Source organism: Sphingomonas sp. BGYR3, from assembly GCF_025153455.1.
Lineage (GTDB): Bacteria > Pseudomonadota > Alphaproteobacteria > Sphingomonadales > Sphingomonadaceae > Sphingomonas.
In genome coordinates, this window is record NZ_JANZNT010000001.1 from 1,877,521 (window position 1) to 1,891,062 (window position 13,542).

The window sequence follows — 13,542 nt, forward strand, 5'->3', positions numbered from 1 at the left end:
GATCCCGGTTGAGGCGGCAGGCGTCATTGCCTAAACGCGCTGGCCAACCTCTCACCCCAACCGGGAATCATCCATGAGCGACAACATCTCCGCCGAACAGCTCCGCCTGCTCATCGAACGAATCGAGCGGCTGGAAGAGGAAAAGAAGGGCATCGCCGACGACATCAAGGACGTGTATGGCGAGGCAAAGGCCACCGGCTTCGACGTCAAGACGATGCGGTCCATCGTCCGGCTGAGGAAGATGGAAAAGCATCACCGCGAAGAGGCGGAAATGCTGCTCGAAACATACAAGCAGGCGCTGGGCCTGGTCTAAGGGCCGCCGCCACCGACAGGGAGAGACGCCGTGATCCTTTCGACCACCCCCACCATTCAGGGCCGCGAAATCCGGGAATATCACGGCGTCGTCGCTGGCGAAGTGATCGTCGGCGCCAACCTGTTCCGCGATCTCTTCGCCAATATCCGCGATATCGTCGGTGGCCGGTCGGGCAGCTATGAACGCGTGTTCCGCGAAGCCCGCGACGGCGCATTCGCCGAAGTGCAGGCAGAGGCGGCGCGACTGGGCGCCAACGCCGTGGTCGGCATCGACATCGATTACGAGGTGGTGGGCGACAAGGGGTCGATGCTGATGGTTTCCGTCTCCGGCACCGCCGTCACGCTGGCCTGAACACGTCCGAAATCCTCCCCCGCCAGGGGGAGGTGGCGGCGCGAAGCGCTGACGGAGGGGGAGGAGGCCCCATAGAGGAGGGGGATGCCGCCCCCTCCGCCGCTGATTGCGGCACCTCCCCCTGGCGGGGGAGGACTGCTTTCGCGTTTACCCCCACCTTGTCGAACCATCGTTCTTTCTTCTAGGGCAGGGGGAAAGGGCGTCCCCGGCGCTCGTCCGTTCAACAGACCAAGAAACGAACCCATGGCAGGCCATTCGAAATTCAAGAACATCATGCACCGCAAGGGCGCTCAGGATAAGAAGCGCTCGGGCATGTTTTCCAAGCTTTCCCGCGAAATCACCGTCGCGGCCAAGATGGGCCTGCCCGATCCCGACATGAACCCGCGCCTGCGCGCCGCGGTCAACGCGGCCAAGGCCCAGTCCATGCCAAAGGACAATATCCAGCGCGCGATCGACAAGGCGTCGAAGGGCGATACCGAGAATTACGAGGAAATCCGGTACGAAGGCTTCGGCCCCGGCGGCGTCTCCCTGATCATCGAGGCATTGTCCGACAACCGCAACCGCACCGCCACCAATGTGCGCACGGCCGTCTCCAAGAATGGCGGCAACCTCGGCACCGCCGGCTCGGTCAGCCATGCGTTCGACCGGATGGGCCTCATCACCTATCCCGCCAGCGCGGGCGATGCGGACACGGTGTTCGAGGCCGCACTGGAAGCGGGCGCAGAAGATGTGACCAGCAGCGATGAAGGCCACGAAATCTGGACCGCGCAGGACAGCCTGCACGAAGTGGCCAAGGCCCTTGAACCCGTGCTCGGCGAATATGAAGGGGCAAAGCTCGCCTGGCGTCCGCAGACCATGGTCGCCGTCAGCGAAGGCGACGCCGCGACGCTGTTCAAGCTGATCGACGCGCTCGACGACGATGACGACGTCCAGACCGTCTGGGGCAATTACGAAGTCTCCGACGAGGTGATGGAGAAGCTGGGTTAAGACAGCAAAAAGCCCCTCCCCTTCAGGGGAGGGGTTGGGGTGGGGCAGTGGTCACGGTGCACGACCTTCGCAATCGCGCACGTGAAATGCGCCTCAACCCGACAGAATGGGAAAAACGCCTGTGGCGTCGCCTGTCGAACAGCCAGACCGGCCACAAATTTCGTCGCCAGGCTGTCATCGCCCCCTTCATCTGCGACTTCTTCTGTCCGGCAAAGGCGCTGATCGTCGAGATCGACGGCGATACCCACGATCCCGCCGCTGATGCGCGCCGCGACCAAATGCTTGCCGGGCAGGGCTATCGAACGATGCGCTTCACGAACGCCGATGTGCGCGACAATATCGAAGGCGTGCTCCAGACCATCGTCACCACCCTCGCCCGGACGCCCGATCGCTGGCCGGGTCATCCCCACCCCGACTCCTCCCCTGAAGGGGAGGGGCCAACAGTGCCGCAAGCAAAGCCCCTCCCCTTCAGGGGAGGGGTTGGGGTGGGGGAACCAGGCGACCGGGCCAGCGGCAATCCCTCATGCTGATCCTCGGCCTCGATCCGGGCCTTGGCACGACCGGCTGGGGGCTGATCCGGGCAGAGGGCAATCGCCTGTCGCACCTTGCCAACGGGCAGCTCAAGACCGACGCCGGCGCGCCGCTGCCCCGACGCCTGGCCCATCTGGACGCCATGCTTGCTGCGCTGATCGTGGACCATGCGCCCGATGCGGCGGCGGTGGAGGAGGTGTTCGTCAACGCCAACCCGCAATCCACGCTGAAACTGGGGCAGGCGCGCGGCGTGGTCCTGTGCGCTGCTGCCCGGTCGGGCATCGATGTCGGCGAATATGCCGCCCGGCTGGTGAAGAAGGCGGTGGTCGGCATCGGCAATGCCGAAAAGGCGCAGGTTCATGCCATGGTCGCCCGCCTGCTGCCGGGCGTGAAGATTGCGGGCACGGACGCGGCCGATGCGCTGGCCGTTGCCATCTGCCACGCCCATCACGCCGCCAGCGCGCGGGCGGTTAGCGGCCGGGCATAACGGCCGCCCCTTTCCTACCCGCCCCTGCTGCTGTTAGCTGGCGGTATGACCCGGCCTGTCTCTCCTGCTCGCTGCACGTTGAAGCCCGATTTTCTGCAGGGGCCCGTTCTGAAACCCTGTCATTGTGTCAAAACTGTCAGCCGGTTGACCATGGACGTCCTGCAATGATCGCGCATCTGAAGGGGGAGCTGGTCGCCACTGCCGCCGACCATGCGGTGATCGACGTAAACGGCGTCGGCTATCTGGTCGGGGCATCGTCGCGCACGCTGGAGGCGATCGGCCCGGTTGGCGGCACGGTCAAACTGCACACTGAAATGCTGGTGGGAGAGGATTTTATCCGGCTGGTCGGCTTTGCCACGGCGGATGAACGCGATTGGTTCCGCCTGCTGACCGGGGTGCAGGGGGTGGGGGCAAAGGTTGCACTGGCGATTCTCTCCATCCTGCCGCCCGCCGATCTGCACCGCGCCATTGCGGGTCAGGACAAGGCGATGGTGGCGCGGGCGAACGGTGTCGGCCCGAAACTGGCTGAGCGCATCGTGCGCGAGTTGAAGGACCGGGCCGGGGGCGCGCCGCTTGCCGCCGGGCCGGCCGCCATCGGCGCTGCGCCCGTGGCCGGGCATGGCGCGGATGCCGTCTCCGCGCTGCTCAACCTCGGCTTCCGCCCGGCAGAGGCCAGCGCCGCCGTCCGCGCGGCAGAGGACGGGATCGGCCCCGCCGCGACGCTGGACGCCCTGGTGCGGGAAGCGTTGAAGCGCGCGGCACGATAAGCCGATGGTAGCGATATCATATTTTGCTTGCCTGCTGGATTGATAGCGATACCATCGATCCCATCAGACCGGATGATCAATCCGGCGATGCTGTGGGCCGCACCCGCGGCCGGGTGGGAGATGGATGATGAAGCCCTATACTCGACGGGAAACGATCGCGCTTGCCGGTGCGCTTGGCCTGACTGCCTGTGGCGGGGGCAGCAGCGGCAGTAGTGGTGGCGGTGGCAGCATTTCCGCGCCTCCGCCGGCCCCGACCCCGGCTCCACCTCCGCCCCCGCCCGCTCCCCCCGCGCCGACACCGACGCCCACCACGACCCTTGCCGCCGCTGCCGCCGCGCGCGGCATGCGCTTCGGATCGACGCTGGCCTGGGCCGCGCCCGGGGCCGATGCCGCATCGTTCAACAACCCTGCCTATGCCGCGTTGCTGGAGCGGGATTGCAAGCTGCTGGTCCCCGAAAACGAGATGAAGTGGGAATATCAGTCCAGCGCCGAAAATGTGTACGACTGGCGCCGCGCCGACGAAATGCTTGCCTATGCCGAAAGCAAGGGCATGGAAATGCGTGGCCATGTGATGCTCTGGTACATTCAGGAACGCTTTCCTGCTTGGCTGCGCAATTACGATATGGGCACCAATCCCCGCGCCACTGCCGAACGGCTGGTGCGCACCCATGTTCAGAATGTCGCCCGGCATTTCGGCAACCGGATCAAGAGCTGGGATGTGGTGAACGAGGCTGTTCAGCCGAATACCGGTGCCGTCCGCACCAACATCCTGCACAACGCGGTGGGCGGCGACAATTCGATCCTCGACCTTGCCTTTCGCACGGCGCGGGCGGAACTGCCGACGGCAGAGCTGGTCTATAACGACTATATGGACTGGGGCTCGACCACGCACCGCAATGGCGTGCTCAACCTGCTGCGCGGCTTTCGCGATCGCAACGTGCCGATCGATACCCTCGGCATCCAGTCGCATATCGGCTTTTATTCCTCCGGCACTGCGCAGGACATCGCCAATGCCCAGATCCCGCAGATGCGCGCCTGGCTCGATCAGGTGGTTGCGCTCGGCTACAAGCTGATCATCACGGAGTTTGATGTCAGCGATCAGAACCGGTCGGGCAGCATCGCCCAGCGCGACGCCGATGTCGCGACCTATGGCCGCGCGTGGCTCGACCTGCTGTTCAGCTATCCGCAGCTCAAGGACGTGCTCGTCTGGGGCATGAACGACAAATATAGCTGGCTGCAAAGCTTCAATCCGCGAACCGACGGCCTGCCGGTCCGGCCCTGTCCCTATGACGCCAACGCGCAGCCGAAACCGCTTTACAGCGCCATTGCCAACGCCTTCAGCGCGACGACGACCCGCACCGCCACCTGAGGCACAGCGGGGCGCTTGGCTTCGCGGATGCGAACGGATAAGGAACGGCGGTGACCGATCCCGACCGCATCCTGACTGCCGCCCGCCGCCCGGAGGATGTGGACGCCGCGCTGCGGCCGAAATCGCTGGACGAATTTGTCGGCCAGCGGGCGGCGCGCGAAAATCTGCGCGTGTTCATCGATGCCGCGCGCGGGCGCGGTGATGCCCTGGATCATGTGTTGTTCTTTGGCCCGCCGGGCCTTGGCAAGACCACGCTGGCGCAGATCATCGCCCGCGAACTGGGCGTCGGCTTTCGCGCGACCTCCGGCCCGGTCATCGCCAAGTCGGGCGATCTTGCCGCGCTGCTGACCAATCTGGAGGATGGCGACGTCCTGTTCATCGACGAGATTCACCGGCTGAATCCGGCGGTGGAGGAGGTGCTCTATCCCGCGATGGAGGACCGCGCGCTCGACCTGATGATCGGGGAGGGGCCGTCGGCCCGCTCGGTGCGCATCGACCTGCCGCGCTTTACCCTGGTTGGCGCAACGACGCGGCAGGGATTGCTGACGACGCCGCTGCGCGACCGGTTCGGCATCCCGGTGCGCCTGCAATTCTATACGGTGGACGAACTGGAACGGGTCGTCACCCGCGCCGCCGGGTTGCTCGATCTGGCCATCGCCCCCGATGGCGCGCGCGAGGTTGCGCGCCGCTCGCGGGGCACGCCGCGCATCGCCGGGCGGCTGCTGCGGCGGGTGCGCGATTTTGCCAATGTCGCGGGCGCGGCTATTGTTGATGCGGCTGTAGCCGATGCGGCACTCAACCGGCTGGAGGTCGACGCCCTGGGCCTGGACGCGATGGACCGGCGCTATCTGACCATGATCGCCGATGTCTATCGCGGCGGGCCGGTGGGGGTGGAAACGCTGGCCGCGGGCCTGTCCGAACCGCGCGACACGGTGGAAGAGGTGATCGAGCCCTATCTGATCCAGATCGGCATGATCGCCCGCACCGCACGGGGCCGTTGCCTGAACGGGGCAGCGTGGCGGCATCTGGGCCTAGAACCGCCGCAGGGCAGCCAGGACGGCTTGTTCGACTGACGTCAGACCGCCCGAAAGCGCGGCGGATCGCTGCTTATGGGGTTTCCCCCGCGCGCGTTCATGGGTAGCAGCGGTGCGGCATGGACGGACCTGGCGACGATCTACCGGCACAAGGCCGCTTTGACGGGCTGGAACACCGGTTCCCGCTGCGCGTCTATTTCGAGGATACGGACCTGTCCGGCATCGTCTATCACGCCAACTATCTGCGGTTCATGGAACGGGCACGATCGGATATGCTGCGCACCGCTGGGATCGATCAGCGCGCGGCGCATGAAGCGGGCGAGGGCGTCTATGCCATTCGCGACGTCACGCTGCGCTATGTCGCACCGGCACGGCTCGACGATGCGCTGCTGATCGTCAGCCGCGTGATCGCGGTCCGCGCCGCGGCGGTCACCATTCATCAACGGGTCATGCGCGGCACTGACTTACTGGTCGATGCAACGGTCGAGGCGGTGTTCGTCACGCCCGCCGGTCGGCCACGGCGTCAGCCGGCGGACTGGCTGGTCCGGTTCGCGCCGCTGATCTGGCAGGGGAAACAGGAAACATCATGGAATTGAATCTCGCCACCGATCCCGCGTCGCTATCGCCGCTGGCGCTGTTTCTGCAGGCGGATATTGTCGTCAAGATTGTGATGATCGGCTTGGCGGCTGCCAGCCTGTGGACCTGGTCGATCATCATTGCGTTCGTCCTGCGGCTGGGCGGGGTCCACCGGTCCATCGCCCGGTTCGAACGGGATTTCGACCGGGCACAGGATATCGACCTGCTCTATCGTCAGCGCGCCGATGGCGACACCGCGATCGAGCGCGTCTTTGCCGCTGGTGTCGATGAATGGCGAAAGTCGACGGCCGGTCACCGCATCGACCGCGAAGGGACGCGCGAACGCCTGGCCACCGCAATGGCGGGCCGTGTGGCCCTGGAGGTGGAAAAGCTGTCGGATCGCCTCAACTGGCTGGCGACGATCGGATCGGTCGCCCCCTTTGTCGGCCTGTTCGGCACCGTCTGGGGCATCATGCGCAGCTTTACCGCGATTGCGGCTGAACAGAATACCGCCCTCGCCGTCGTCGCGCCGGGCATTGCAGAGGCGCTGTTCGCGACCGCGATCGGCCTGTTTGCGGCCATTCCGGCGGTGATCGCCTACAACCGCTTTGGCCACCGCATCAACGGCGTCGAATCCCGGCTGATGCGCTTTGCCGACCGCTTTCATCTTCAGCTGTCGCGCCAGCTGGAAGGATAAGCGGCGATGGCGATGAACCTGCCCTCTGCCCGTGCCAAGGGCCGCCGCGCGCCGATGGCGGAAATCAACGTGACGCCGCTGGTCGACGTCATGCTGGTCCTGCTCATCATCTTCATGGTCACCGCGCCGCTGCTGACCGCCGGGGTGTCGGTGAACCTGCCCGACAGCCGGGCCAAGGCGGTGGATCAGGATCAGGAACCCGTTGCGATTTCCATCGACGAAACCGGTGCGGTGTTCGTCGGGGAACAGGCGGTGTCGACCGATGCGCTGCCCGGCCAGCTTCAGGCGATTGCCGCGCGCGCCGTCGATGGCCGTCCGCCGCAGATCCTGCTGCGCGCCGACCGCAGCCTCGATTACGGCCGGGTGATGGCGGTGATGGGCGAGCTGAACCGCGTGGGTCTGACCCGCGTGGCGTTGGTCACCACGCAGGGCGAGGGGCGCTGACGCGGCATGGCCCGGGCGGACCGCAGCGAATGGATCGGCTTTGGCGTCGCAGTGCTGGCGCATCTGACGCTGTTCGCCCTGTTGTCGGTGTTCCTGTCCCGGCCAGCCACCAATGAACGGGTCAGCGCGCCGATGGACGTGTCGCTCGTCGACGATGTGGCCCTGATTTCTCAGGCGCCGCCGACGACCGAGGCGCCGGCCACCGCTGTCGCCCCCGATTTCGGCCCGCCGGAAGACGCCGCCGCACCCGAGCCGGTGCCGGAAACGCCCGCCCCCGCGCCCGTTGCAAAGACGGAAGCGCCAGCGCCTAAGCCCGTGCCAAAGCCGGTGCCGCCAAAGGCGCAGCCAAAACCGCCTGCGGCCAAGGCGGATCGATCGCCCCGCCCCGAAACGCCCGCCCGGCCCGCGCCGAAATCCGCCCAGGCGGCAAGCAAGCAGGCGGGAACGGCCAAGAGCAGCAATCAGGCCCGGCCCACCGGCGGCCGGCTGGGCGACAATTTCCTGAAGGGCATCGTCGCCAATGAAAGCCCTGGCAAGGGGGCGACCCCGCGCGGCGAACAGGTCGGCGCGCAGGCCGTGGCCAATCTGGCCCAGGCGATCCAGCGTCAGGTGCAGCCTTGTGCCAACCGCATTCCTAATCCCGGGCCGGGCGCCAACGAAATCCGCTCGCGCATCCGGCTTCAGCTGTCGCCCGACGGCACCATGGCCGCCCGGCCGCAGCTGCGCGGGCAGACCGGCGTGACCGACGAAAACCGCCGCTATTCCCAGCGTGTCGCCGAACTGGCGATTGCCGCGTTCATCCAGTGCGCGCCCTATGAACTGCCCGCCGATCTGTATGCCGGGGGTTGGGAGGATATCATCATCAATTACCGGCTGCCGTGATGCGCCTTCCTTCCGCCTTGATTGACCGTTTCAATGCCATGCCGCCGGCCCGTGCCGGACGAGGAGATGTGATGAGTAACTGGCTGAACCCGCTGATCCGCGCTGCTGCCGCAGCGATGATGCTCGGCCTTGGCGCCGCGCCCGCGCTGGCGCAGGTCGAGGTGGATATCGTCGGCGGCATTTCGGCGCCGGCCCCCATCGCCGTCCCCGCCATGCCGACGCCTCAGGTCGCCGCGACGCCGGCCGGATCGACGGACGAGCTGGGGCGCAAGGTGGCGCAGATCATCACCACCAACCTCACCAATTCCGGCCTGTTCAAGCCGCTTGGCCCCGGCCAGCTGCGCGCCCCCGACTTTGCGCAGGTGACGGCGCCCGATTTCGCCTATTGGGGCGGCACCGGCGCACAGACGCTGGTTCAGGGATATGTCCGCGCCAATGGCAACGGCACGCTGACGGTCGGCTGCTACCTGTATGACGTGTTCGCCCGCACCGAACTGACGCGGCAGGGCTTTGTCGTGACGCCCGCCGACTGGCGGCGCGCGGCGCATAAATGCTCCGACGCCATTTACACCCGGCTGACCGGCGAAGGCCCGTATTTCGACAGCCGCATCGTCTACATCAGCGAAACCGGCCCCAAGGGGAAGCGGATCAAGCGGTTGGCGATTATGGATCAGGACGGGGAAAATCACCGGTTTCTGACCAATGGCCAGTCGATCGTGCTGACCCCGCGCCTGTCGCGGGACAACCGGCAGATCGTGTACATGAGCTATCTGAACGATAAACCGACGCTGTATGTCTACGATCTGGAGAACGGGCGTCAGCGGGCGCTGGTCAGCAATGTCAGCCTGGCCTTTGCGCCGCGCTTTTCGCCCGATGCGCGCTGGGTGCTGTTTTCGATGGCGGTCAACGGCAACACCGACCTGTACCGCGTGTCTACCCAGGGCGGCCGGCCGGAACAGCTGACCACGGCACCCGGCATCGACACCGGCGGCAGCTATTCGCCCGACGGCAACCGCATCGTTTTCGAAAGTGACCGGTCGGGCACGCAGCAGCTTTATGTCATGAATGCCGACGGATCGAACCAGCAGCGCATCAGCTTTGGCGGCGGCCGCTATGCCACCCCGGCATGGAGCCCGCGCGGCGACCAGATCGCGTTCACCAAGATCGGCGGCGGCGCATTCCGCATCGGCGTCATGTCCCCGTCCGGTGGCGGCGAAAAGCTGTTGACCGAGGCATGGGGCGATGAAGGGCCGAACTGGGCACCCAATGGCCGCGTCCTCACCTATTTCCGATCGGCCCAGGGGTCGGGCCGGGGCGATGTGTGGATCGTCGACCTGACCGGAGTCAATGAACGCCGCGTGCCGACGCCGCTGGACGGATCCGACCCCGATTGGGGGGCGCTGCGCCCCTGATCGCCGGGATCAATTCGTCCGCTTCATCCGTTACACGATCAAACCAATCTGCGAACAAAGGAGAACGATATGGCCCGTCTGACCGCCACGATCCTGGTATCCGCGGCGCTGATCGCGACCGCCGGTTGCGCCAAGAAGCGCCCCGAAGTGCTGCCGCCTGGCCCCGGCGATACCGGCGCAGGCGCCGTGACGCCCACGCCCTCGACCGGTCCCGTCCCCGGATCGCGTGAGGATTTCATGGCCAGCGTGGCATCCGACACGGTCAATTTCGATCTGGACCGTTATCAGATCGATTCGCGTGCGGCCCAGATCCTGGACAGCCAGGCCCAGTGGCTGCAGCGCTATCCCAATGTCCGCATCACCATCGAGGGGCATTGCGACGAACGCGGCACGCGCGAATACAATCTGGCACTGGGGGACCGCCGCGCCAATGCAGCCGCCAATTACCTGGCGGCGCGCGGCATCGCGCCCTCGCGCATCACGACGATCAGCTATGGCAAGGAACGGCCCCTGGCACTGGGGTCGGACGACACCAGCTGGGCGCAGAACCGCCGCGCGGTGACGATCACGCTGCAATAACGCGGCGGTCCAATTGCAGGATCTGGGGGGCGTTCCGGGATCGGGACGCCCCCTTTTCGTTGCGGTTCCGAATCCGCTTGCCGACCTTCAAAGATGATATTAAAGTGATATCATAATTTATCGGGAGGTCGTGATGGTTGATCAAGGGGTGGGCGCGCTGAACCGCAGTCTGGAGCGGCCGGCGCAGACGATGAGCGGATACGTCCATCTGCTCGTGCTGCTGGTGCTGGCGACCGCGACGGTGCTGGGCATCGCCGCGGTGGAGGCAAAGGGCGCACGGGTGCTGATCGTTGCGATCGGTGCGACGCTGTTCCTGTTCTGGGCATGCGGCTTCTATCTGCTGCAACCAAATCAGGCGGCGGCGATCCTGTTGTTCGGCGATTACAAGGGCACCGATCGTACAACGGGCCTGCGCTGGACATGGCCGTGGATGACCAAGAAAAAGGTGTCGGTTCGCATTCACAATGTCACGTCCGAGCGGATCAAGGTGAACGATCAGCGTGGCAATCCGATCGAGATTGCATCCAACGTCGTCTGGCGCGTGGCCGATACGGCGCAGGCGCTGTTCGATGTGGATGATTACAAGGTGTTCGTGAACGTGCAGATCGAAAGCGCGGTCCGCGCGATCGGCAGCCGCTATCCCTATGACGATTTCGAATCGGAACAGGTGACGCTGCGCGGCGATGCCGACACGATCAGCAACGAATTGCAGGTCGAATTGCAGGACCGGGTGGCGATGGCCGGCGTGCGCATCGACGAATGCCGCCTGACCCACCTGGCCTATGCGCAGGAAATCGCCCAGGCCATGCTGCGTCGGCAACAGGCAGAGGCAGTGATCGCCGCCCGCATGAAGCTGGTCGAGGGCGCGGTCGGCATGGTCGAACTCGCGCTGGAACAGCTGTCGGCCAAGAATGTGGTCGAGCTGGACGACGAACGGCGAGCGGCGATGGTATCGAACCTGATGGTCGTGCTGTGCGCCGAACGCGATACGCAGCCGGTGGTCAACGCCGGGTCGCTGTACCAGTAAGCACGGGCGATGGCGCCGCCGAAAAAAGCCTTTCCGCTTCGGCTCGATCCGGTGCTGTACGCCGCGATCGAGCGATCGGCGGCGGGCGACCTGCGCAGCGTCAACGCGCAGGTCGAGTGCCTGCTGCGCGAGGCGCTGGCGCGGCGCGGCATCAAGCTGGCCGAACCGGAACGCGCCCGGCGCGGCAGGCCGCCAAAAGACGCGGACTAGGCTGCGTCAGTCGCGGGGCCGACGCCGTTCGCGGCGCTGGGCGGCGCTGTCGAACGCGTTGGCGGGATCAAAGGATTCATCGAGCAGGCGGGCAAGGCGCAGGCCAGCCCGCTGGGCCTGAAGCTGCGCGGCCGGAACGGCGGCGGCGATGGCTTCGCTGGTCAGCGTGACCCGGCCGTCCGGCTTTGCCCCGCATGGGTCGCCCAGCGCGCCGGCATAGGCGACGTCGCGGCTGACGGCCCACGCCTCCCGGCTCCAGTCCAGCGTCGTCCCGCCGCTGAGCGCGGCGCGTTCCCGCGGCGAATAGGGGCGGATGATTTCTGGCGGAGTTGTGATCGCGCGTTCAGCCAGCGCCCCGTCCCAGATGCTGTGCAGGTTCAGCCGTTCGCTGACATAGTCGCCATAGCTGGAGCGGACATCGTTGCCGCCCCGGTCCGCACGGTCGCCGGCGTGCAGCGGCATGTGCAGATCCTCGACGAAATGCATGAGGAAGAGCAGCGCCATGATCTTTTCGCGCCGGGGCGTCGCGCGGTCCTGAAGCAGTTTGACGTTGCGGTCGACCTGAGCCGAGACGCAGTTGCCGTCCTTGCACGCCGAAGCGAGGTCGAAGGGCTTGCAGACATCGACATTCTGATAGTGCCAGGACGCGGTGTACTGAAACCGCGCGCCCAGCCCGCGGGCGCAATCGGCCCAGGCCCCCGCTTCCTCGACCGAATCAACCCGGCATTCGGGCGTTTCGATCAGCGCCTGTTGCCGAAGCATGGCCATCACCGCCGCTCGCGTCTGCGGCTTTACGTTCAGCATGGCCAGCCGCGAAATGCGGCCATGAGCGTAAAAGCCATAGGCGTCCGCTGATTGCGGCAGCACGAGCGCAATGGCGAGGATGAGCGAGGCGAGGGCGCGAATCATGGCCGCCCCCTTATCGCTCGTCGCCATAAATTGCGACTGTCCGTTCGCCGCCAGCCGCCGCGCTGCCGCGATACATGCCGGGGGTGTTGAAGCTCCAGGCGATCTCGCCCGACGGGCCGGTGACGATCACCCCGCCGGTGCCGCCCAGCGCGCGCGTTTCGGCCATCACGGTGTCGGCGGCCTGTTTCAGCGTATCTCCGGCGAATCGGACGCGCGCACAGATTTCATGGGCAACGCCTTCACGGATGAAAAACTCGCCCGCCCCGGTGGCCGATACGGCGCAGGCGCGATCGTCGGCATAGGTACCTGCGCCGATCAGCGGTGAATCGCCGACCCGGCCCCATCGCTTGCCGGTCACCCCGCCGGTCGAGGTGGCGGCGGCGACATGGCCCTGGGCGTCGCGGGCGACCGCGCCGACGGTGCCGTATTTCATGTCGACATCGAACCAGCTGGTCTTTTGCGCCTTCATCTTTTCAAGCTGCTGGCGTCGTTCGTCGGTGGCGAACCATTCGGGTCCGGCCTGTTCCAGCCCCTGTTCGCGGCTGAAGGTATCGGCCCCCTTGCCCGCCAGCATGACATGGGGGCTGGCCTCCATGACGCGGCGGGCAAGACCGATGGGGTTTTTCGTCGCGGTGACGCCGGCGACCGCGCCTGCCGCGCGGGTCGCGCCGTCCATGATCGCCGCGTCCAGCTCGTTCGTGCCCTCGTAGGTGAACACGGCCCCGCGCCCGGCGTTGAAGTTCGGGTCATCCTCCAGCACGCGGACGGCGGCCTCCACCGCGTCCAGCGCGCTGCCGCCCGCATCCAGCACTTTGGACCCGGCGTCCAGCGCGGCATTCAGCCCGGCACGAGCCGCCGCCTCGCGCTCGGGCGTCATCTTGTCGCGTTCGATCACCCCCGCCCCGCCATGGATGACAATCGTCCAGCGGGGCGATTCCTGGGCAGCGGCGGGGGCAGACATGATCCA

Annotated in this window: 18 protein-coding genes; 16 read left to right on the plus strand and 2 right to left on the minus strand. The window is 66.3% G+C overall.

Features of this window, described 5'->3' with window-relative positions:
- Window positions 1–73: 73 nt before the first annotated feature.
- The 16 genes from NYR55_RS08870 (at window position 74) to NYR55_RS08945 (ending at window position 11,666) form a co-directional block, all read left to right on the plus strand.
- On the plus strand, window positions 74–313 hold the full coding sequence (locus NYR55_RS08870) for a DUF2312 domain-containing protein (protein WP_260020890.1): 240 nt from the start codon (window positions 74–76) through the stop codon (window positions 311–313).
- A gap of 30 nt (window positions 314–343) precedes the next feature.
- Window positions 344–664 carry a heavy metal-binding domain-containing protein gene (locus NYR55_RS08875; protein WP_260020892.1) on the plus strand — a complete coding sequence of 107 codons (321 nt, stop codon included), beginning with the start codon at window positions 344–346 and terminating at the stop codon, window positions 662–664.
- A 243-nt stretch (window positions 665–907) separates the two neighbouring features.
- Window positions 908–1,651, plus strand: a complete 744-nt coding sequence (locus NYR55_RS08880) for a YebC/PmpR family DNA-binding transcriptional regulator (RefSeq protein ID WP_260020893.1) — start codon at window positions 908–910, stop codon at window positions 1,649–1,651.
- A gap of 56 nt (window positions 1,652–1,707) precedes the next feature.
- Window positions 1,708–2,181 carry an endonuclease domain-containing protein gene (locus tag NYR55_RS08885; RefSeq protein ID WP_260020894.1) on the plus strand — a complete coding sequence of 158 codons (474 nt, stop codon included), beginning with the start codon at window positions 1,708–1,710 and terminating at the stop codon, window positions 2,179–2,181.
- Window positions 2,175–2,669, plus strand: coding sequence for a crossover junction endodeoxyribonuclease RuvC (gene ruvC, locus NYR55_RS08890; protein ID WP_260020895.1), 495 nt, complete (start codon window positions 2,175–2,177; stop codon window positions 2,667–2,669). The genes NYR55_RS08885 and ruvC overlap by 7 nt, the downstream gene beginning before the upstream one ends.
- 164 nt (window positions 2,670–2,833) lie before the next feature.
- Window positions 2,834–3,436 (plus strand): Holliday junction branch migration protein RuvA, encoded by a 603-nt coding sequence (gene ruvA, locus NYR55_RS08895; protein WP_260020896.1) that lies wholly within the window; start codon window positions 2,834–2,836, stop codon window positions 3,434–3,436.
- A gap of 127 nt (window positions 3,437–3,563) precedes the next feature.
- Window positions 3,564–4,805, plus strand: a complete 1,242-nt coding sequence (locus tag NYR55_RS08900) for an endo-1,4-beta-xylanase (protein WP_260020897.1) — start codon at window positions 3,564–3,566, stop codon at window positions 4,803–4,805.
- A gap of 50 nt (window positions 4,806–4,855) precedes the next feature.
- On the plus strand, window positions 4,856–5,878 hold the full coding sequence (gene ruvB, locus NYR55_RS08905; RefSeq protein WP_260020898.1) for a Holliday junction branch migration DNA helicase RuvB: 1,023 nt from the start codon (window positions 4,856–4,858) through the stop codon (window positions 5,876–5,878).
- An 80-nt stretch (window positions 5,879–5,958) separates the two neighbouring features.
- On the plus strand, window positions 5,959–6,435 hold the full coding sequence (gene ybgC / locus NYR55_RS08910; RefSeq protein WP_260020899.1) for a tol-pal system-associated acyl-CoA thioesterase: 477 nt from the start codon (window positions 5,959–5,961) through the stop codon (window positions 6,433–6,435).
- Window positions 6,426–7,112 carry a protein TolQ gene (gene tolQ / locus NYR55_RS08915; RefSeq protein WP_260020900.1) on the plus strand — a complete coding sequence of 229 codons (687 nt, stop codon included), beginning with the start codon at window positions 6,426–6,428 and terminating at the stop codon, window positions 7,110–7,112. The genes ybgC and tolQ overlap by 10 nt, the downstream gene beginning before the upstream one ends.
- Window positions 7,113–7,118: 6 nt before the next feature.
- Entirely contained in the window at window positions 7,119–7,556 is a 438-nt protein-coding gene (gene tolR, locus NYR55_RS08920; protein ID WP_260020901.1) for a protein TolR, read from the plus strand.
- 6 nt (window positions 7,557–7,562) lie between these two features.
- Window positions 7,563–8,438, plus strand: coding sequence for a cell envelope biogenesis protein TolA (locus tag NYR55_RS08925; protein ID WP_260020902.1), 876 nt, complete (start codon window positions 7,563–7,565; stop codon window positions 8,436–8,438).
- A 71-nt stretch (window positions 8,439–8,509) separates the two neighbouring features.
- Entirely contained in the window at window positions 8,510–9,850 is a 1,341-nt protein-coding gene (tolB, locus tag NYR55_RS08930; protein ID WP_260020903.1) for a Tol-Pal system beta propeller repeat protein TolB, read from the plus strand.
- 69 nt (window positions 9,851–9,919) lie between these two features.
- Window positions 9,920–10,429, plus strand: a complete 510-nt coding sequence (gene pal, locus NYR55_RS08935; protein ID WP_260020904.1) for a peptidoglycan-associated lipoprotein Pal — start codon at window positions 9,920–9,922, stop codon at window positions 10,427–10,429.
- 133 nt (window positions 10,430–10,562) lie between these two features.
- Entirely contained in the window at window positions 10,563–11,456 is an 894-nt protein-coding gene (locus NYR55_RS08940; RefSeq protein ID WP_260020905.1) for an SPFH domain-containing protein, read from the plus strand.
- A gap of 9 nt (window positions 11,457–11,465) precedes the next feature.
- On the plus strand, window positions 11,466–11,666 hold the full coding sequence (locus NYR55_RS08945) for a toxin-antitoxin system HicB family antitoxin (RefSeq protein ID WP_260020906.1): 201 nt from the start codon (window positions 11,466–11,468) through the stop codon (window positions 11,664–11,666).
- 6 nt (window positions 11,667–11,672) lie between these two features.
- On the opposite strand, the gene NYR55_RS08950 is transcribed toward NYR55_RS08945, so the two are convergent.
- Window positions 11,673–12,575 carry a S1/P1 nuclease gene (locus NYR55_RS08950; protein ID WP_260020907.1) on the minus strand — a complete coding sequence of 301 codons (903 nt, stop codon included), beginning with the start codon at window positions 12,573–12,575 and terminating at the stop codon, window positions 11,673–11,675.
- Between the two features lie 10 nt (window positions 12,576–12,585).
- Complete coding sequence (locus tag NYR55_RS08955; RefSeq protein ID WP_260020908.1) at window positions 12,586–13,536, minus strand: isoaspartyl peptidase/L-asparaginase; 951 nt, start codon at window positions 13,534–13,536, stop codon at window positions 12,586–12,588.
- Between the last annotated feature and the right edge of the window lie 6 nt (window positions 13,537–13,542).